20 protein-coding genes are annotated in these 18,485 nt (G+C 72.9%); 7 read left to right on the top strand and 13 right to left on the bottom strand.

What is annotated here, in order from left to right:
* Positions 1-67: 67 nt before the first annotated feature.
* From LE548_RS23075 to LE548_RS23065, 3 genes are all read right to left on the bottom strand, one after another.
* On the bottom strand, positions 68-697 hold the full coding sequence (locus tag LE548_RS23075) for a YigZ family protein (protein ID WP_225098846.1): 630 nt from the start codon (positions 695-697) through the stop codon (positions 68-70).
* Positions 698-772: 75 nt separating this feature from the next.
* Complete coding sequence (locus tag LE548_RS23070) at positions 773-1,318, bottom strand: histidine phosphatase family protein (protein ID WP_225098845.1); 546 nt, start codon at positions 1,316-1,318, stop codon at positions 773-775.
* On the bottom strand, positions 1,315-2,211 hold the full coding sequence (locus LE548_RS23065; RefSeq protein ID WP_225098844.1) for a hypothetical protein: 897 nt from the start codon (positions 2,209-2,211) through the stop codon (positions 1,315-1,317). Before LE548_RS23065 ends, LE548_RS23070 begins: the two co-directional genes overlap by 4 nt.
* 174 nt (positions 2,212-2,385) lie before the next feature.
* Here LE548_RS23065 and LE548_RS23060 point away from each other — a divergent pair, with 174 nt between their 5' ends.
* The 3 genes from LE548_RS23060 to LE548_RS23050 all read left to right on the top strand — a co-directional run bounded on the left by LE548_RS23060 (position 2,386) and on the right by LE548_RS23050 (position 6,002).
* Positions 2,386-2,835: a CoA-binding protein gene (locus tag LE548_RS23060; protein ID WP_225099023.1), complete on the top strand. Its 450-nt coding sequence runs from the start codon at positions 2,386-2,388 to the stop codon at positions 2,833-2,835.
* Positions 2,836-3,051: 216 nt separating this feature from the next.
* The gene (locus LE548_RS23055) at positions 3,052-4,692 is read left to right on the top strand and encodes an APC family permease (protein ID WP_225098843.1); all 1,641 of its coding nucleotides are present in this window, start codon (positions 3,052-3,054) and stop codon (positions 4,690-4,692) included.
* A gap of 68 nt (positions 4,693-4,760) precedes the next feature.
* Positions 4,761-6,002: a 4-hydroxybenzoate 3-monooxygenase gene (locus LE548_RS23050; protein WP_374116165.1), complete on the top strand. Its 1,242-nt coding sequence runs from the start codon at positions 4,761-4,763 to the stop codon at positions 6,000-6,002.
* Here the strand turns inward: LE548_RS23050 and LE548_RS23045 are convergent.
* Complete coding sequence (locus LE548_RS23045; RefSeq protein ID WP_225098841.1) at positions 5,996-6,349, bottom strand: metalloregulator ArsR/SmtB family transcription factor; 354 nt, start codon at positions 6,347-6,349, stop codon at positions 5,996-5,998. The two genes, LE548_RS23050 and LE548_RS23045, sit on opposite strands and share 7 nt — an antisense overlap.
* Positions 6,350-6,411: 62 nt before the next feature.
* Here LE548_RS23045 and LE548_RS23040 point away from each other — a divergent pair, with 62 nt between their 5' ends.
* On the top strand, positions 6,412-7,572 hold the full coding sequence (locus tag LE548_RS23040) for a cation diffusion facilitator family transporter (protein ID WP_225098840.1): 1,161 nt from the start codon (positions 6,412-6,414) through the stop codon (positions 7,570-7,572).
* Positions 7,573-7,574: 2 nt separating this feature from the next.
* Here LE548_RS23040 and LE548_RS23035 read toward each other — a convergent pair whose 3' ends face one another.
* Both LE548_RS23035 and LE548_RS23030 read right to left on the bottom strand, forming a co-directional pair.
* On the bottom strand, positions 7,575-8,135 hold the full coding sequence (locus LE548_RS23035; RefSeq protein WP_225098839.1) for a YbaK/EbsC family protein: 561 nt from the start codon (positions 8,133-8,135) through the stop codon (positions 7,575-7,577).
* Positions 8,136-8,167: 32 nt separating this feature from the next.
* Entirely contained in the window at positions 8,168-8,740 is a 573-nt protein-coding gene (locus LE548_RS23030) for a helix-turn-helix domain-containing protein (protein WP_225098838.1), read from the bottom strand.
* Between the two features lie 106 nt (positions 8,741-8,846).
* Between LE548_RS23030 and LE548_RS23025 the strand changes: the two genes are divergently transcribed.
* A complete protein-coding gene (locus LE548_RS23025) occupies positions 8,847-9,704 on the top strand; it encodes an EamA family transporter (protein WP_225098837.1) in 858 nt (285 codons plus the stop codon).
* Positions 9,705-9,895: 191 nt separating this feature from the next.
* Here LE548_RS23025 and LE548_RS23020 read toward each other — a convergent pair whose 3' ends face one another.
* Entirely contained in the window at positions 9,896-10,660 is a 765-nt protein-coding gene (locus LE548_RS23020) for an acyltransferase (protein WP_225098836.1), read from the bottom strand.
* A 109-nt stretch (positions 10,661-10,769) separates the two neighbouring features.
* Between LE548_RS23020 and LE548_RS23015 the strand changes: the two genes are divergently transcribed.
* Positions 10,770-11,297, top strand: coding sequence for a gamma carbonic anhydrase family protein (locus LE548_RS23015; protein ID WP_225098835.1), 528 nt, complete (start codon positions 10,770-10,772; stop codon positions 11,295-11,297).
* Between the two features lie 130 nt (positions 11,298-11,427).
* On the opposite strand, the gene LE548_RS23010 is transcribed toward LE548_RS23015, so the two are convergent.
* Positions 11,428-12,075 carry a DedA family protein gene (locus tag LE548_RS23010; RefSeq protein ID WP_225098834.1) on the bottom strand — a complete coding sequence of 216 codons (648 nt, stop codon included), beginning with the start codon at positions 12,073-12,075 and terminating at the stop codon, positions 11,428-11,430.
* A gap of 259 nt (positions 12,076-12,334) precedes the next feature.
* Between LE548_RS23010 and LE548_RS23005 the strand changes: the two genes are divergently transcribed.
* Positions 12,335-13,378, top strand: coding sequence for a YbhN family protein (locus LE548_RS23005; protein WP_374116161.1), 1,044 nt, complete (start codon positions 12,335-12,337; stop codon positions 13,376-13,378).
* Positions 13,379-13,385: 7 nt separating this feature from the next.
* Here LE548_RS23005 and LE548_RS23000 read toward each other — a convergent pair whose 3' ends face one another.
* The 5 genes from LE548_RS23000 to LE548_RS22980 all read right to left on the bottom strand — a co-directional run.
* Positions 13,386-14,489 carry a class I SAM-dependent methyltransferase gene (locus LE548_RS23000; protein WP_225098833.1) on the bottom strand — a complete coding sequence of 368 codons (1,104 nt, stop codon included), beginning with the start codon at positions 14,487-14,489 and terminating at the stop codon, positions 13,386-13,388.
* A complete protein-coding gene (locus LE548_RS22995; protein WP_225098832.1) occupies positions 14,486-15,694 on the bottom strand; it encodes a glycosyltransferase in 1,209 nt (402 codons plus the stop codon). Before LE548_RS22995 ends, LE548_RS23000 begins: the two co-directional genes overlap by 4 nt.
* Positions 15,691-16,485, bottom strand: coding sequence for an alpha/beta fold hydrolase (locus LE548_RS22990; protein ID WP_263636473.1), 795 nt, complete (start codon positions 16,483-16,485; stop codon positions 15,691-15,693). Before LE548_RS22990 ends, LE548_RS22995 begins: the two co-directional genes overlap by 4 nt.
* Positions 16,486-16,494: 9 nt before the next feature.
* Positions 16,495-16,749, bottom strand: coding sequence for an acyl carrier protein (locus LE548_RS22985; RefSeq protein ID WP_225099021.1), 255 nt, complete (start codon positions 16,747-16,749; stop codon positions 16,495-16,497).
* A 113-nt stretch (positions 16,750-16,862) separates the two neighbouring features.
* On the bottom strand, positions 16,863-18,485 hold a 1,623-nt coding region (locus LE548_RS22980), incomplete at its 5' end, for a 4'-phosphopantetheinyl transferase superfamily protein (RefSeq protein WP_225098830.1).

Below are 18,485 nucleotides of genomic sequence, written 5' to 3'. Positions count from 1 at the left end.
GGTTACTCCCGTACCGGCCGCCACGGCTGACACCTTCATTGCCATATACCCGATTGGCACCGAACCGTCAGGCATCTCCGTAGGCTTCGCCGCCCGGTTCGAACGCCGCCGTGCCCGCGGTCACATCGGCGAGCCAGGCGCGGAAGGCGTCCACGTCGGCGTCGGGCAGCCCGATCTCGATGGTGACCGCGGCTGCGCCGTAACGAATGTCCCGCACCTCCCGTCCGGTGGCCCGCAGATCGTTCTGGACCTTGCCCGCGCGCTGGTGGTCGACGGTCACAGTGGCCAGCCGGAAGCGGCGCCGGGTGAGCGTGCCGAGCGTGTCGAGCGCCTCGCCCACGGCACCGCCGTAGGCGCGGATGAGTCCGCCGGCACCGAGCTTGACGCCGCCGTAGTAGCGGGTGACGACCGCGACGACGTAGCGCATCTCACGGCGCAGCAGCATCTGGAGCATGGGGACGCCGGCGGTGCCGCCCGGTTCACCGTCGTCGCTGGCCTTCTGCACGGAGGCGTCGGCGCCGATGACGTACGCCCAGCAGTTGTGGGTCGCGTCGGCGTGCTCCTTGCGGACGGAGGCGATGAAGTCCTGCGCCTCCTGCTCGGTGGCGGCCGGGGCGAGGGCGCACAGGAAGCGGGAACGGTTGATCTCGGTCTCGTGCACGCCCGCGCGGGCGACTGTGCGGTACTCGTCCTGCATCCCGCCAGCCTATGCGCTCCGCCGGTGGCGCCGGGACGTGAAGTGCCACGACCAGCCCGCGCCCCCTTCGGGGCGCTATCCCTTCGGCCCGCGCGGCACCGTGAACCAGGTCAGCAGGGCCGCGCCGGGTGTCAGGGCGGACCAGCCGGTGCCGCGCCAGGTGAGGACGGCGATCGCGGACGTCGGGAACTTCGTCCGCACCCGCTCCAGCGTGTCGTCGAGACCGTCCCCGGCGAGCTCCAGGACGAGCTCCTCCAGCCCGGGGTTGTGCCCGACGAGCAGCAGGGTCTCCACCTCGGACGGCACTTCCCGGACCACGTCCAGCAGGTCGGCCACGTCGGCCGCGTACAGCCGCCGGTCGTAGCGCACCGGCGGCGGGGTGCCCCATTCGGCGGAGGCCAGCTCCCAGGTACGACGGGCGCGTACGGCCGTGGAGCACAGGGCGAGGTCGGGCAGGCAGTCGGCCTCGGCGAGGGCACGTCCGGCGGCCGGGGCGTCCCGCAGGCCACGCTGCGCGAGCGGCCTGCGGTGGTCCTCGACGCCCTCGGGCCAGGCGGACTTGGCATGCCGCAGCACCACCAGCCGACGCAACGGGCCCGCCGCACCCGCCCGCGTGATCATGCGAGCTTCCCGAGGTCACGGGCGAGGTCGAGGGCGAGCAGCCGGTCGGCGTAGACGAACGTCTCGAACCGGGCACCGTCCGGCAGCTCCGGATCGTTCTCCACGTCCCGCAGCACATCGAGAACGCCGGGCAGATCGAGATCGTCCTCCCACGAGGACCGCAATCGCCCCCGCACCCCCTCGGGCACAGGCCTGGACGGCCGCCGCGCCCACCCGGCCACCGCCCCCCGCCACCGCCCGAGCCACCCGGCCGCATCGTCCAGCCGACCCGGGTCCAGCCGCACGGCTTCACCCCGCGGGACAGCCAGCAAGGCGAGCCGAAGGGCCTCCGGATCGGCGAGGAGAAGGGGCGGGAGCGCGGGGTGCGGGGTGGGACGGGCGGTGGACCCGGACACCCGGCCATGCGCGTCCTCGCCGCCCTGGCCGGAACCCCGCCCGGAGACCTCGCCGGGGGCAGGCCGGCCCGATGCGCCCGGCGTAGCGGCCCCCTCAGCCGTCGGCTCCCTCGCCCACTCCCCCGGTCCCCCCGCCCACTCCACCGGCGCCACCCGCAGCACCGGCCCGCCCCCGAACGCGGTCGCCGGCTCCGCCGTCACATGGATCGCCTGGGCCTCGCCCAGGCCCGAGGCCAGGTCCCGGTCGTGTTCGAAGGGGCGGATGGCGAGGGTGGTGGCGGCTGTGCGGAGCTCGGCGTGCCGGCGGGGGGCGGTGAGGATCGTCCAGACCGGGGTGCCGGAGAGTTCCAGGGCGCGGGAGAGGAGGTCCGCGGTCAGGAGCACCCGCAGGGCCGTCGGGTCCAGGCCGGAGGCGTAGGCCTCGATACGGGTCAGGCCACGGCGGGCGGGCGCGGCGGGGACGGGCTCACCGGTTCGGTCGTCGAGGATGCGCAGCACGGGGCGAGCGTAGGCGGGCGGACGGCCGTGCGCAGGCATCTTGCAGGCATCTTGTGTCGATTCCGGACATGATGACGAGGCGGCGGGACGGGAACGGGAGGGGAATCCGGAACCCCGCGGCGCTGTTGGCCCGGCGGAGAGTTCCCGCGCCCCGAGGAGGCGGCCATGACGGCCATGCACCACGACGACATGAACGGCGATGAAGACGGCGCCGATGCGTACGGCGATGACGCGACCGTCCGCAGGATCCTGACCGAGCTGGGCGACACCTGGGCCGTGGTCGGCCTGTCGAACAACCGGAACCGGGCCGCCTACGGCGTGGCGCAGGTGCTCCAGCGGTTCGGCAAGCGGATCGTGCCGGTGCATCCGAAGGCCGAGACGGTGCACGGCGAGCAGGGGTACGCCTCCCTCGCGGACATCCCCTTCGACGTCGACGTGGTCGATGTCTTCGTGAACAGCGAGCTGGCCGGCGCGGTGGCCGACGAGGCCGTGGCGAAGGGCGCGCGGGCGGTGTGGTTCCAGTTGGGTGTGGTCGACCCGGCCGCCGGCCGGCGGACTCGGGAGGCCGGTCTGGACATGGTCATGGACCGCTGCCCGGCGATCGAAATTCCCCGCCTGCGCTAGCGAATCTCTCCTTCTACTCACAATTAGCCTCTGAATATTGACATTCACACTGGGCAACTGAGCTGTGACAAGGCCGTGACCGAGCGTGGGCCCAAGACAACTAAGATCCAGGGTCAAAATTTGGTTAACGGTCTTTTAACGGCCTGGAACCCACCCCTAGCCTATGGCCCCACTTGCTCGTCAATACTGCGTTTACGATCTGAGAGGCCACTTGACATGGCGAATGTCGACCAGGCTCCACCGGTAGCCACAAGCGACACCGGTGGTGGTCTGCGCCGAGACGTCGGACTCATCGGTCTGATGTGGGCATCGGTGGGTTCCATCATCGGCTCCGGCTGGCTCTTCGGTGCTGAGAAGGCCGTCGTCGCGGCCGGACCCGCGGCGATCATCTCGTGGGTGATCGGCGCCGTGGCCATCGTGCTGCTCGCCCTCGTGCATGCCGAACTGGGCGGCATGTTCCCGGTGGCGGGCGGCACCGCGCGCTACCCGCACTACGCCTTCGGCGGCCTGGCCGGCATGTCCTTCGGCTGGTTCTCCTGGCTCCAGGCCGCGACCGTGGCCCCGATCGAGGTCGAGGCCATGATCGGCTACGCCAAGCACTGGCACTGGGCCGACGGCTTCCAGAACGCCAACGGCACCCTCACGACCAGCGGCATCGTCGTCGCGGTGCTCCTCATGGCGGTCTTCGTCGCGGTCAACTTCCTCGGCGTCCGGGTCCTGGCGCACACCAACAGCGCCGCCACCTGGTGGAAGATCGCCGTCCCGCTCGTCGCGATCTTCGTCATCGCCATCGGCAACTTCCACCCGTCCAACTTCACCTCCGAGGGCTTCGCGCCGTTCGGTGCCAAGGGTGTCCTCACCGCGATCAGCTCCAGCGGCATCATCTTCGCCCTGCTCGGCTTCGAGCAGGCGATCCAGCTGGCCGGCGAGAGCCGCAACCCGAAGCGTGACCTGCCGCGCGCGACGCTCGGCTCGGTCGCCATCGGCGCCACGATCTACCTGCTGCTCCAGGTCGTATTCATCGCCGCCCTGCCGCACGCCTCCTTCGCCAAGGGCTGGGCGAACCTGGCCTACGCCGGCATCAGCGGCCCCTGGGCGGGTCTCGCCTCGCTGGTCGGCCTGGGCTGGCTGGCCTGGGTCCTGTACGCCGACGCGATCATCTCCCCCGGTGGCACCGGCCTGATCTACACCACCGCCACGTCCCGCATCTCCTACGGCCTGGCCAAGAACGGCTACGCGCCGAAGATCTTCGCCAAGACCGACTCGCGTGGTGTGCCGTGGTTCGGCCTGGCGATGTCGTTCGTGACCGGTGTGATCTGCTTCCTGCCGTTCCCGAGCTGGCAGACCCTGGTCGGCTTCATCACCTCGGCGAGCGTGCTGATGTACGCGGGCGCTCCGCTGGCGTACGGCGTCTTCAAGGACCGGCTGCCGAACCACGACCGTCCGTACAAGCTGCCCGCCGGCAACATCATCTCGCCGCTGTCCTTCGTGGTCGCCAACCTGATCATCTTCTGGTCCGGCTGGGACACCCTGTGGCGCCTGGGCTTCGCGATCCTGATCGGCTACGTGCTGCTCGGCTCCTACGCCGCCTACGCGATCAGCAAGAACCTGCCCAACGCTCCCCGGCTGGACTTCAAGGCCGCGCAGTGGCTGGTCCCCTACCTGCTGGGCATCGGCGTGATCTCCTACCTGAGCACCTTCGGCGGCAACGGTGACCTGCCGCTGTGGTGGGACATGCTGGTCGTCACGGTGTTCTCGCTCGTCATCTACTACTGGGCCAAGGCGACCGCCTCCCAGCCCGAGGCGATCGAGCGCAGCATCGAGGAGGTCGTGGTCACCGACGCCCCCGCGCACTGAGCCACACCCCTCCCGGTGTCCCGTCAGCAGAGCCTTGGCTGACGGGACACCGTCATAATGCGGGGGTGATCTCCCCCTCCCCCTCCCCCCACTCCGACTCCGCGCCCGGGGAAGGCCGTACGGACGAGCGCCGTACGGTCGTCGTCCTGGGCGCCGGACCCGCCGGCCTCACCGTCGGCAACATCCTGCGGGCCGCCTCGGTCGACTGCGTCGTCCTGGAGACCGAGAGCAGGCAGTTCATCGAGACACGGCCCCGGGCCGGCGTCATCGAGGAATGGGCCGTGCGTGAACTCGACCGCCGGGGCCTGGCCGGGCACCTGCCGCAGCGGGCCGAGCTGCACAGCGCCTGCGAGTTCCGCTTCGCCGGCGAGCGCTACCGCTTCCCCTACGCCGAACTGACGGGCCGTCACCATTACGTCTACCCCCAGCCGTTGCTGGTGACCGACCTCGTGCGGGAGTACGTCGACGTGCGCGGCGGCGACATCCGCTTCGGGGTACGGGACGTCGCCCTGCACGACCTGGACACGGACCGGCCGGCGGTGTCGTACCGGTGCCCGGACACAGGTGAACGGCGGCTGCTGCGCTGCGACTTCATCGCGGGCTGCGACGGCGCGCGCGGGGTGTCCCGGGACGCGATACCCGAGCAGCGGCGGCGAACGGCCCGGCAGGACGACGGCATCGGCTGGCTGGCGCTGCTCGCCGAGGTCCCGCCGTCCACGGACTGCGTACTGTTCGGCGTCCATCCGCGTGGCTTCGCCGGGCAGATGCCGCGCAGCCCGGAGGTGACCCGGTTCTACCTCCAGTGCCCGCCGGGTGACGATCCGGCGAACTGGCCGCACGAGCGGGTCTGGACCGAGCTGCGCGAACGGCTCGGCGCGGCCGGCGCGCCCCCGCTCACCGAGGGCCGGCTGATCGAGAAGCGCGTGCTGGACATGCACCACTACGTCGTCGAGCCCCTGGCCCACGGGCGGCTGTTCCTGGCCGGTGACGCCGGCCACCTGGTCGCACCGATCGCCGCGAAGGGCATGAACCTGGCCCTGCACGACGCCTTCCTGCTCGGCGACGCGCTCGCCTCGTACGTCACGACGGGCGACGGCACCGGCCTGGACGCTTACTCCGACACATGTCTGCGCCGGGTGTGGGACTACCAGGAGTTCTCCCAGTGGCTGTCGGACATCTACCACGGCGTCGCGTCGGGTGATCCGTTCCGCGCCGGTACCACGCTGGCCCGGCTGCGCCGGCTGTTCTCCTCGCCCGCGGCCGCGGCGGCCTTCGCCGAGCAGTACCTCGGTACGGCCGCCGCCTACTGAGCGCGCTCGTCGAGGTGGTGGTCGGCGGTCTTCAGCGCCTCGTCCACCAGCCGGCGCAGGTGCCCGTGCGCGAGGGAGTAGACCACCCGGCGGCCCTCCTTGCGGGTCCGCACCAGGCCCGCGAGCCGCAGCCGGGCCAGATGCTGGCTGACGGCGGGGCGGGCCGCACCGCAGGTCTCCGTGAGCGTGGTGACATCGGCCTCCCCCGCCGTCAGTGCGTGCAGCAGGGTGAGGCGGGTGCGGTCGCCGAGCAGGGACAGCAGCTCGGCGGCCAGCGTGAACTGTTCCTCGCCCGGGGTGCGCGGGTGCGCATGGTGCGCAGGTGATAGGTGCATGCGTGCGCTCATACGCACATAATGGTCCCGTGGGCGCCACCCGTCCACTCCCGCACACCGGAAGGGGACCCCACGTGAGCGACCGGCACCCTCACCAGGACGCACATGAGCACGGGCATGAGCACGCGCACGGGCACGGACATGGGGACGGGCGCGGACATGGGGACGGGCACGGACATGACCACGGGCACGGGCATGCCCGCGACCACCAGCACGACCACCACCCCACCCGCACCCGCTCGCGCGCCGCCGCCCTCCGGCACCGCCTCGCGCATCTGCTCACCCCGCACTCCCACGAGACCGCCGACAAGCTGGACTCCGCCCTGGAGTCATCGGCGCGCGGGATGCGGGCGCTGTGGGTGTCGCTGGGGGTCCTCGGAGCGACCGCGCTGGCGCAGGCGGTCGTGGTGGCCGTCTCCGGGTCGGTGGCGCTGCTCGGGGACACCGTGCACAACGCCGCCGACGCCCTGACCGCCGTCCCCCTCGGCATCGCCTTCGTGCTGGGGCGGCGGGCGGCGAACCGCCGGTTCACCTACGGCTACGGCCGGGCCGAGGACCTCGCGGGGCTGGTGATCGTGCTGACGATCGCCGCCTCGGCGGCCTTCGCCGCGTGGGCGGCCGTGGACCGGCTGCTCGATCCGCGCCCGGTCGCGCAGGTGCCGGTGGTCGCGGTGGCCGCGCTGGTCGGCTTCGCCGGCAACGAGTGGGTGGCCCGGTACCGGATCCGGGTGGGGCGCGAGATCGGTTCGGCGGCGCTGGTCGCCGACGGCCTGCACGCCCGCACCGACGGCTTCACCTCGCTGGCCGTGCTGGTGGGGGCCGGGGGGTCCGCGCTCGGCTGGCAACTGGCCGACCCGGTCGTGGGGTTGGCGATCACGGCGGCGATCGTGCTGGTGCTGCGGGACGCGGCGCGCGAGGTGTTCCGGCGGGTGATGGACGCCGTGGACCCGGCCCTGGTGGACCGGGCCGAGCGGGCGGTGCGGGCGGTGCCGGGCGTGCGCGAGGTGGGCGAGCTGCGGCTGCGCTGGATCGGACACCGGCTGCGGGCCGAACTCGCGGTGGTGGTGGACGGCGACGCGACGGTACGACAGGCCCACGGCATCACCGTCGAGGCCGAACACGCGCTGCTGCACGCGGTACCGAGGCTGACGGCCGCCCTGGTGCACGCCGATCCGGCACCGGCGCCGGGCGAGACGGACCCGCACCTGGCGCTGGCCCATCACGTGACGGCCTGAGGTCAGACGCTGATGCCGAGGCCCTCCAGCACCACGGCGCCGGGCAGTTCGGCGAGGGCCTTGCCGGGGACCAGCAGCTTGCCGCGCCGGCGGCCGCTGCCGACGAGGACGTAGGGCAGGTCGGCGACGGCCGCGTCCACCAGCAGCGGCCAGCCGGCGGGCAGTCCGACCGGGGTGATCCCGCCGTACTCCATGCCGGTCTCACCGGTCGCCGTGTCCATCGAGGCGAACGAGGCCTTGCGGGCGCCGAGATGACGGCGGACGACGCCGTTGACGTCGACCCGGGTGGTGGAGAGCACCAGACACGCGGCCAGCGTGGTCTCGCCGCCCCGCTTGCCCGCAACCACCACACAGTTCGCCGACTGCTCCAGCAGCTCGCGGCCGTAGTGCTCGACGAAGACGGCGGTGTCCGCCCAGCGCGGGTCGGTGTCGACGTAGAGGACGCGGTCGGCGGGGACCGTGCCCCGCCAGGTGCGTACGGCGTCGGCGACCGGCGCGGTCAGTTCGTCCAGGCAGTCCGGAACCGGGGTGGCGGTGTCGAAGTCTCCGATGGGTGCGCGCATGGCCGCACGCTAACAGCCCGCCCTCGCGCGGTTCAGCGCACGGGTGGCACCGAGACGGCCATGATCATCTCCATCGGTACGTCACCCTCGTTGCCGTACGTGTGCTGGGTGCTGGCCTCGAACGTGGCGCTCGCGCCGGTCGGCACCCGATGGGCCACGCCGTCGACGGTGAGGGTCAGTTCGCCGGCGGTGACGTGGACGAGCTCCACCGTGCCCACCGGGTGCGGCTCGGAGGGGCTGGACTCACCCGGCATCAGCCGCCAGTCCCACATCTCCACCGGGCCGGGGGCCTCCGTGCCCGCCAGCAGGCGGTTGTAGCTGCCGGCGTCGGTGTGCCACAGCCGTACGGCCTGCTCGGGGGCGACGATGCGGACCTTGGGGCCCTGCTCGTAGTCGAGCAGGGTGGTGATGCTGATGCCGAGCGCGTCGCCGATCTTGACGACGGTGCCGATGCTGGGGTTCGTCCGGGCCTGCTCGATCTGGATGAGCATGCCGCGGCTGACTCCGGCCCGGGCCGCGAGCACGTCCAGAGTGAAGCCGCGCACCGTGCGCCAGTGTTTGACGTTGCGGGCCAGGGACTGGGTCAGCAGGTCGAGGTCCGACACATCACGTCCATCGAGAGAGTTCACTATAAAGGATGACAGAGTTCAATGCACTGAACTACGGTGGGGTGCACACGATCGTTCAGCAAACTGTACTGCGAGGCCAGCCGTGACAGCATTCTTCGCCCTCACCACCAGTCTCCTGTGGGGGCTGGCCGACTTCGGCGGCGGACTGCTGACCCGGCGCAGCCCCGCGCTGACGGTCGTGGTCGTCTCGCAGGCCATCGCGGCGGCCGTGCTCGGCGCGATCGTCGTCGCGACGGGCGGCTGGAGCGAGGCCGGACCCCGGCTGTGGTTCGCGTTCGCCGCGGGTCTGGTCGGCCCGGTCGCCCTGCTCTCCTTCTACAAGGCGCTGGCGCTCGGCCCCATGGGAGTCGTCTCACCGCTCGCCACCCTCAGCGTGGCCGTCCCGGTCGGCGTCGGTCTGGTCCTCGGCGAGCGCCCGGGGCTGCTCCAGGTCGCGGGCATCGCGGTCGCCGTCACCGGTGTCGTCCTCGCGGGCGGCCCACAGCTGCGCGGCGCGCCCGTCCAGCGGCAGACGATCCTGCTCACCCTGATCGCCGCGCTCGGCTTCGGCACGGTCTTCGCCCTGATCACGGAGGCGTCGACCACGGTGACCGGCCTGTTCCTCGCCCTGTTCGTACAGCGGCTGACCAATGTCGCGGTCGGCGGGGCCGCGCTCGCGGTCTCCGTCCGGCGGGGCGGCCGTGCCGTACCGGAGGGCGGTTTCCCCTGGGCCTCGCTGCCCGCGCTGGCCTTCGTCGGACTGGCCGACGTGGCGGCCAACGGCACCTACGCCATCGCCGCCCAGCACGGGCCGGTCACCGTGGCCGCCGTCCTCGCCTCGCTGTACCCGGTGGTGACCGCGCTGGCCGCGCGCGGCTTCCTCAGCGAGCGGCTGCGCGCGATCCAGGCGGCGGGCGCGGGGCTCGCCCTGCTCGGCACGCTGCTGCTGGCGACCGGCTGACACCTCCGCCGCGACCCGCGCCGCCGAAGCCGCCCCGGCCGGACAGCCGCGGGCAGGCCGATCGGGCACCAGGTTCTCGGCCGCCACCGGCCGGCGATGACCGCGTCGGCGTGATGCTCCCCGGCGAGGGCGGCGTCTGCGGCGACGTCCCGGCCGGCTGACCTCCGGCGAGCGTGCACCGGCACCGTGGCTCAGCCCTCGGGCTCCAGCCGGGCCAGCTGCGCCACCGCCTCCTCGTCCAGCTCCGCCAGCGCCCGCAGCTGCTCCGGGGTCATGCCGTCCGGTATCGGCACCGGCGCCGGGGTCCGCAGCGGGGGCTGCCAGCCGTCCTCGGCCGTCCAGCGCCGTACCACCCGGGCCGGTGCACCGGCCACCACGGCGTGATCGGGCACCGTGCCGCGCACCACGGCACCGGCCGCGACGACCACGTTCCGGCCGATCCGCGCGCCGGGCAGGATCACCGCGCCGGTGCCGATCCAGCAGCCCGGGCCGATCTCCACCGGCTCCATCCGCGGCCACTGCCTGCCGATGGGCTCGTGCGGGTCGTCGTAGGAGTGGTTGGTGGAGGTGACGTAGACGTACGGGCCGAAGTAGCAGTCGCGGCCGATGGTGACCGTCGTGTCCGCGATGACATGGCTGCCCCGGCCGAGGACGACCCCGTCGCCGATGCGCAGGATCGGGTCCGGGCCGAGGTCGAGGTCCGGCATCAGACCGGCGGTCAGCGTGACCTGCTCGGCGATGATGCAGTGGGAGCCGAGGTGGATCCAGGGCTCGCCGAAGACGGTGCCGAGCGGGAAGGCCAGCCTGGTGGCTTCGCCGATCGAGCCGAACCGGAAGCGGCCGGGGTGGTCCGCGCTGACCGAACCCGTGCGCTGCGCCCAGGCCCAGACCGCGTGCACCGCGCGCTGCGCCGCACGGTGACGCCAGGATGAGAACGTGTTCTTCCGCTGGGGCACGGGGGTCACGTTACTAAGCGGACGCTTTCGGCGAGAGACCTGCCTGCTGTGATCTTTGCCCCAGCCCGTGTCGTACGGTGCGGAGGACGACGACACGAGGAGAACGGTGATGACGCAGCAGGCGCTGATCGTGGGCATCGGCGGCAGGGAGCCCCAGGTCGATCCCGGGGCGTTCGTGGCGCCTACGGCTTCCGTGATCGGGGACGTTTCGCTCCGCTCCGGGGCGAGTGTCTGGTACGGCGCGGTGGTGCGGGGCGATGTCGAGCGTATCGAGATCGGTGCGAGCAGCAATGTGCAGGACAATTGCACGCTGCATGCGGATCCCGGGTTTCCCGTGAGCGTGGGTGAGCGGGTTTCCATCGGGCACAACGCGGTGGTGCACGGGGCGACGGTGGAGGACGACTGCCTCATCGGGATGGGGGCGACCGTGCTGAATGGGGCCGTCATCGGCGCCGGGTCACTTGTTGCCGCTCAGGCGCTGGTGCCGCAGGGGATGGTGGTGCCGCCCGGCTCGCTGGTGGCGGGGGTGCCGGCGAAGGTGCGGCGCGAGCTGACCGAGGAAGAGCGGCAGGGGGTCACCCTCAACGGCACCATGTATGCGGAGTTGGCGAAGGCGCATCGCGAGGTGCACGAATAGGCCGCCTGGCGAGTACCGGTTATCCGTGCTTTGCCGCTCCCCCGTGTTCTCGACTTCGCTCGAACCCGGGGGACCGCCAGCGCGGCGGAGCCGCACATCGATACGGCCCCGCGGCCCCTTCAGGGCGCTTTCACTCAGCGGCGCCGACAGGTTCCGCTTCCCGCTCGCCCTGCTCCTGAGCCTTCTTCGCCTTGCGCTTGACCAGCAGCATCGAGGCCAGGCCGACGAGGACCGCCGCCACCAGGCCCACGTAGGAGAACTTCTTCAGCCAGCCCTCGGCGACGACGCCCACGTAGTAGATGACGGCCGTCGTGCCGCCCGCCCAGCAGATGCCGCCGAGGACGTTGGCGATCAGGAACTTCCAGTACGGCATGTGCAGGACGCCGGCGAGTGGGCCGGCGAAGATGCGCAGGAGAGCGATGAAGCGGCCGACGAAGACGGCCCACATGCCCCACTTCTCGAAGGACCGCTCGGCGGTGGCCACATGGCCCTCGCTGAAGTGCTTCGGGAATTTCCCGCCCAACCAGGCCAGCAGCGGGCGGCCGCCCTTGCGGCCGATGGCGTAACCGATGGAGTCGCCGATCACCGCACCCGCGGTCGCGCAGGCGCCGAGGACGATCGGGTTGATGCCGGAGTGCTGCGAGGACATCAGCGCCGCCGAGACCAGGACGATCTCACCCGGCAGCGGAATGCCCAGGCTCTCCACACCGATCACCAGGGCCACCACGGCGTAGACGGCGGCCGCGGGCACCGAGTCGAGCCATTCCTGGACGTGCACCGCGGGTTCCTCCCCTGTCGCTGTCCTTGCCTCCCGGGCGCCGCATGTAAAGGGCGCCCCAAGGGAAGGCTACCTGGTCGGCGGTGAACGGCGGTTAAGCGCACGCTTCCCCGCCGGCTCCCCGGTGGCACCGACCCGCCCTCGGCCCTTGGGTTTTCGGACACCGTGGTGTCACGCGGGCGGGGCAGGCTCCCCGGTATCGCCCGACCCGCCTCCCCCAGGTCCCGGCCCCGGGACCCGCCGCGGAAGGACGACGCCCGTGTCCGCACCGTCTCCGTCCCCGCTCTCGCTCCCTGCGTCCCCGCCCGTGCGGGAGGGGGCCCTCTCCTCGCTCGCCGAGGCAACCCCTACGCCCCGGCCCTCGTCTTTCCTGGCTGGCCGGCCCGTGCGGCTGGCCCTGTGCCTCGCTCCGCTGCTGCTGGCCGGCGGCTGGGCGATGGCCAACCGGCCCCTGGTGTACGAGGGGGTCCGGCGGCTCGTCGCGGCCGATCCCTGGTGGCTGCTGGCCGGGGGCGGTTTCACCTGCCTGAACTGGGTGGCGGCCGCCTGCGTCCGGCAGGGCGCGCTGCCCGACCGGCTGCCCGCGGGGCAGTTGCTGGCCTCGCAGTTCGCCGCCGGTGCGGCCAATCACGCGCTTCCCGGCGGGCTCGGCGCCCATGCCGTCACGGTGCGGTTTCTGCGGGCGCGCGGGGTGCCGCCGGCCCGTGCGACGGCGTCGGTCGGGTTGTACTCGCTGGCGAAGTCCTCCGCGAAGACGGTGGTGCTGGTCGTGTTCCTGGCCGTGTCTCCGGCCTGGCGGGACCTCGGCGGGCTGGTACCGGACGGGCGGCTGCTGGTGCCGGTCGCCGCCGTCGTGGGCGGGGCCCTCGCGGTCGCCGGGGTGCTGCTGACGGTCGTACGGCCGCTCAGGCGGCCGGTGACCGGGATGCTGCGCTGTGCCCTCGCCGACGCCCGGGAGGTGCACACGCGGCCCTGCCGGGTGGCCGCGCTGTGGGGCGGGGCGGTCGCGATGCCGCTGCTCCAGGCGGCCACCCTGGCCTGTGTCGGTGCCTCGCTCGGACTGGAGCTGCCGTGGGAGCAGGTGATGCTCGCCTACCTCGCGGCGGGCACGGCCGTCGGCGCGGTGCCGGCGCCGGGCGGACTCGCGGTCGACGCGGCGCTGGTGTGGACGCTGATCACCTTCGGTGCGGCCCCCTCGGTGGCCACCGCGACCGTCATCGGATACCGGATGCTGACGGACTGGGTGCCACTGGCGCCGGGCGCCGTGGTGCTGTCCGCGCTGATCCGGGCCAAGATCCTGTGAGTGGCGGTCAGTCGCGGCGGGCCACCAGACGGTATGCGTTGGACAGGCCCAGGCGGTGGGACAGGGGACGTAGCGCGAAGCGGTCCAGGAGTGTGGCGGTGATGAGGGCGGGGACGCCGGCGAGGAGGAGCGTGGCACGCAGGCCGCGGCTCAGGGGGCCGGGTGGTTCGGGCAGCCAGGGAGCGTCCTCGCGCGGGGCGGTGTGGTCCAGGGCCAGCCAGACGGCGGCCAGCAGGTCGACCGGGTCGTGCGGCTCGGCGTGCTGCTCCGCGACCACCGTGAAGCCCAGCTCGGTCAGCCGCCGCCGGAGGTTGGCCACCGGCATGAAATGCAGGTGCTGCGGCTGGAGCCAGGGCAGCCACCAGCGGCCGAGCAGCCGGGCGTAGCGGCTCTCCGGGTCCGGCACCTCGATGAGGAGGTGGCCGCCGGGGCGTACGGCCTCGTGGGCGGCGCGCAGTTCGCGGTCCGGGTCGGTGCTGTGCTCCAGGTAGTGGAACATGCTCACCACGTCGTAGCGGGCGGCGAGTTCGGGGGCGAGGGCGGGGAAGGCGCCGCGGTAGGCGTGGTCCACGCGGCCCTCGCGGGCGGCGAGTTCGACGCCGTCGGTGAAGTCGAGCCCGTCGAAGGAGGTGCCGGGAAGGACGCTGCGGGCGGCCGCGCAGAAGTGGCCGTGGCCGGTGCCGACGTCCAGCCAGGTCTTCGGGGTGGGGTCGTGCGGCAGCATCGCCTCGGCGCGGCCCTGGTACATGGCGGTACGGCCGCCGAAGGTGCCGCTCATGCGCTGCTCGCCGAGGCCGTCGTAGAAGTCCCGGTAGTAGAACTCCAGCCCGTCCTCCGTCAGTTGGGGGTTCTGGAAGGTGTGGCCGCAGTCGGCGCAGCGGTCGAGGGTGAAGTGGCCCGGCTTGTGCTGGAGCAGGTCGGTGGTGCGCAGCCGCGGGGTGAGCCGGTTCGCGCCGCACCAGGGGCAGTCGGTGCGGCGGGCGGCGAAGAAGCGGTCCGTGCCGGCGGCCAGGTCGTCCTGGTAGGCGGAGCGCAGGGCGGCGACGCGCGCCGCCTTGTCACCCTTGCCGGCCTCACGGCCCGTGTCGCCCTTGTCTTCTTGCTCGGTCATCGGCTCTCCGCTTCGGAGTCGGCGAAGTCTGTGAAGTCCGCGAGGTGTTCGAGGTGGGCCGCGGCGGCCCGGGCGCCGCCCGCCGCGCGGAACGCGGTGCGGATCCGGGCCGCGGCGGCCCGCAGGGAGCGGTCGGCGAGGACGGTGTCGAGGGCCGCGCCCAGCCGGTCCGCGGTGACCCGGCCGAAGCGGACCCGGACGCCGGCACCCGCGTCCACGACCTGCCCGGCCACCACCGGCTGATCGTCGCGGATCGGGGCGGCGACGAGCGGGACGCCGTGCCACAGGGCCTCGCACACGGTGTTGTGGCCCGCGTGGCAGACGACGGCGTCCATCCGCTCCAGCAAGGGGAGTTGGGGCACGGACGGCAGCACCAGGACGTCCTTGTCGCCGGGCGGCACCGGGAGGACGCCCCCCGGGTCGGCGATCACCGCCTGCACCCGGTCGGCGCGTTCGCGCAGTGCGGTGAGGCACTCGGTGAGAAACCGGACGCCCACGTCCGCGTTGGCCGTGCCGAGGGTCACCAGGACCTTCGCCCGGCCCGGGTCGAGCCGCTCCCAGGGGAAGCCGGGCCCGGCCGGGCGGCCGGCGAGCGACGGGCCGACGTAGTGGATGTGCGGGGCCAACGGCGCCTGGGGACCGATGAGTTCGGGGGTGCTGAAGATCAGCAGCAGGTGCGGGGAGAAACGCGGGTCGGCGGTGCCGGCCGGGTCGCCGATCCGCGTCCTGAGCCCGGCCAGGCTCCGGTCCAGCCACGCGGCGACCTTCGGCAGACCGTCGTACGCGCCGCTGAACTCGGCCGAGGTGGTCGCGGAGGTGGCCCACGGCAGCCCGGCCCGCTCGGCCACCAGGGCGCCGGCGAAGGCCTGTTGGTCGGCCACGACCACGTCCGGGCGGACCGCCTCGACGGCCCCCCGCACACCCGGAGCCATCGCATCGGCGAGCGGGAGCAGATAACGCTCCCAGAGGAACTTCAGCGCCTCCGCGCCCCGCAGCTCCGGCGGCCGTACGGCGCCGTCGGCGCCCGGCACCGGGCCCGCGCACCCGTGCACCTCGGCGTCCGGGCCCGCGAGCCGCCGTACCAGCGCGGGGTCGGCACACACCCAGGCGACCCGGTGGCCGCGCGCGGTCAGCCGGGCGGCGACGCCGACGGCCGGGTTGATGTGCCCGGTCAGCGGCGGTACGACGAAGAGGAAGGCGCTCACCGGACCCCCGCCCCCGCGTGGATCAGGTCCAGGATGTGCCCGCCGACGGCCGTGGGCGCCTCCACCAGCACCGAGTGCTCGTGCCCGGGGAGCACGACCGCCCGGAACCCGGTCAGCAGCGTCCGCTTCAGCGGCACCAGGTCGACCAGGTCCGAATCGCCGCCGTACACCCCGAGGACCGGGCAGTGTACGGCCCTGATCTCGGCCTCGGTGAGCACGCGGCTGGCGGGGATGTCCCGGCCGAGGGTGGTCTCGCGGGCGAGCCGGGCCGCGCCCTTGGCCAGCCGGGCGGTGTTGTGGCCCCGGTTCGCGGTGATCCAGGCGAGGGCGTCGGATTCGTTGTGGGCGAGCTGGGTGACGACCCGGTCGAGGATGCGGCCGAGTTTCGCCGCCCAGGCCGGGGTCGGGGGCTCGGACTCGATCAGGGTGAGGCTGGTGACGCGTTCCGGGTGCCGGGCCGCCCAGCCGAAGGCGATGGTGCCGCCGTAGGAGTTGCCGACCAGGTGGACGGGCCCGGTGACGCCCAGCCGGTCGAGGAGTGCCTCCAGGTCGTCGATGTTGTGGTCGAGGGTGTAGCCCCGCGACGGGCGCTCGCTGCGGCCGTGTCCGCGCAGGTCGTACATGACGACGTCGAGTCCGGACGCGGCGAAGGCGGGGGCGACGGTGAAGTAGTAGCTGGCCAGGCTGTCGGTGAGCAGCCCGTGCACCAGGACGACCGTGGCGCGCGGGGACCGGTCGCCGGTGGGCCCCGTGCGCTGGACGTGCAGCCGGATCCCGCCGGCGTCGACCATCGCCACGACTCAGCCCGCCTGCGTGGTCTTCAGGCTCCACACCACGTACTCCACCAGCCGGCCCACGGTCAGCCCGATGATCTCGTCGAACTCCATGCCGGCCAGGAATTCGGCGAGGTTGGCCCGCCGCCCGTACCGCTCCTCCAGCAGCCCGGCCAGGGTGACGAGGTCGATGCTCTCCAGCTCCAGATCGCGGTTGAAGGTGGTGGACATGCCGATCACCACGTCGTCGTCGCCGTACTCCGCGAGGACGGTGCGGAGCATGCCGGTGACGTCGGCGAGCACACGGTCCGCGGTGGGCACGGTGTCCGCGGTGGGCACGGTGGGCTGCGTGGGGGCCGGCGGGAGGGAGTTCGTCGGAACCGGCTGGGTGGGGTTCATCGGGGGTGCTCCTCGGCTGCTTCGTCTTCGGGTTCAGGGGTGGCGTCGGGCGGTGTGTCGTCGCGCCGTGCGCCGTCGGCTCCGGGCCCGGTCGTCCAGGCCACCACGTACTCCCGCCCGGGCAGAGCGGGTGGATTGCTCACCGGCGCGCAGTGCACGGTGTAGGCGCGCTCCAGACGGCCGGAGACCAGCAGCCTGCTGCCGTCCGGGGCGGCCTCCAGCACCTCGAAGTCCCGTGGCCGGCCGCCGAATCCGACGCCCTCGGCCTTGGCGACCGCCTCCTTGGCGGCCCAGAAACGGGTGAACCACCACGCCTGCGGATCGGGGCCGTCCTCCGGCAGGCCCCGCAGCAGCCGCAGTTCGGCCGTGCCGAGCGCGGTGGCGAGGGTCGCCGGGTCCCGCTCGGCGACCTCTTCGATGTCGATGCCGGGGCCCGGCTGGGGCCGGTGCGGCCGTACGATCGCCACGCCTGCCTCGCCCCGGTGGGCGAGTGAGACGTCCAGCGGGGGCAGGGTGCGCCCGTGCGTACCGGTGACGTACGGACGGCCCAACTCATCATTGTGAACCCGGAGTTCGGCGGGAAAGACGGGGCCTTCGCCGTGCTGCCAGAGCCATTGCCGTACGGCGTCCTTGACCGCGATCCGGCCGAGCAGCCACTGCCGGCGGCCGCGCGGCGGGCGTTCGGCGTATGCGGCGCGTTCGGCACCGCCCAGCGAGTTGCGCATGATCAGCTCGCGTGAGGCGAGGTCCGGCCACCGCTCGTGCACCAGTACCCAGCCGCCGGGCCGGGCGGCGGAGAGGGTGTGGCGTTCGGGGAAGCGCTCGACGGGGCGGGTCGTCGGGTCGTTGTCGAAGCGGCGGTCCTGCCAGCCGGTGATCCGGGCCCACACCCGGCCGCCGACGGTCAGCTCCGCGTCCGCCTCCAGGAGGGTGTCCGTGAGGGCCGTGATCCGCAGGAGGCACGCGACCTCGGTGCCGGGGGCCGGGTGCGGCCCATGGAAGCTCAACTGCCCTATCTGCACGGGGAAGACGACGGTTCGCTCGGTGCGGGTCGCCATGATCCAGTAGCCGAGGAGCTGACCGACGTTGTCGAGCAGGGCACCGGGGGCGGCGGGTGCGGTGATACGTCCGCGGATGTGCCGCTCGCCGATCGCGGTGAGGTCGGTGAGGCCCTGGAAGCCGGGGCCGTGGAACATCCAGCGCTCCCGGTAGATCTGGGCGGCGGTGTGCTCGGGGCGGCGTTCGGGCGCGTCCGGGAGCGGGCCGGGCGGGGGCGGTGCGGGGTGGTGCGGGGCGAGTTCGACGACGGCCCGGGCCGTGGGCCCGAAGGCGACGGTGACGCGGTCGGGACGGCCGGGGAGCGGGTCCGGGGTGACGGTGACCGGGACGTCGACGGGCGGTGTGGCGGTGAGCCAGCGGTCGAAGCGGGCCCCGCGCACCGTGACGGCCCGCAGACCGGGGGCCGCGGCCTCCGCCGCGTCCATCATGTGCCGCACGATCGTGGTGGCCGGCACCACCGGCCAACGGTCCTCCACATCTGGCCAGTTGGGCCGCTGCGGGAAGAAACAGTGGTCCAGGAGGTGGGGCATGGTGCGGGGGGAGACGTGGAGTGTGGTGGT

Origin of the sequence: Streptomyces sp. CoH27, assembly GCF_020181035.1 — a bacterium.
Lineage (GTDB): Bacteria > Actinomycetota > Actinomycetes > Streptomycetales > Streptomycetaceae > Streptomyces > Streptomyces camelliae.
This window is presented reverse-complemented; position numbering and strand designations above follow the sequence as displayed.

Coding starts and splice junctions, on each gene's coding strand:
- LE548_RS23075 (WP_225098846.1), bottom strand. CDS start 697: ATGCAGGACGAGTACCGCACAGTCGCCCGCGCGGGCGTGCACGAGACC.
- LE548_RS23070 (WP_225098845.1), bottom strand. CDS start 1,318: ATGATCACGCGGGCGGGTGCGGCGGGCCCGTTGCGTCGGCTGGTGGTG.
- LE548_RS23060 (WP_225099023.1), top strand. CDS start 2,386: ATGCACCACGACGACATGAACGGCGATGAAGACGGCGCCGATGCGTAC.
- LE548_RS23055 (WP_225098843.1), top strand. CDS start 3,052: ATGGCGAATGTCGACCAGGCTCCACCGGTAGCCACAAGCGACACCGGT.
- LE548_RS23045 (WP_225098841.1), bottom strand. CDS start 6,349: ATGAGCGCACGCATGCACCTATCACCTGCGCACCATGCGCACCCGCGC.
- LE548_RS23035 (WP_225098839.1), bottom strand. CDS start 8,135: ATGCGCGCACCCATCGGAGACTTCGACACCGCCACCCCGGTTCCGGAC.
- LE548_RS23015 (WP_225098835.1), top strand. CDS start 10,770: ATGACGCAGCAGGCGCTGATCGTGGGCATCGGCGGCAGGGAGCCCCAG.
- LE548_RS23000 (WP_225098833.1), bottom strand. CDS start 14,489: ATGACCGAGCAAGAAGACAAGGGCGACACGGGCCGTGAGGCCGGCAAG.
- LE548_RS22990 (WP_263636473.1), bottom strand. CDS start 16,485: ATGGTCGACGCCGGCGGGATCCGGCTGCACGTCCAGCGCACGGGGCCC.
- LE548_RS22985 (WP_225099021.1), bottom strand. CDS start 16,749: ATGCTCCGCACCGTCCTCGCGGAGTACGGCGACGACGACGTGGTGATC.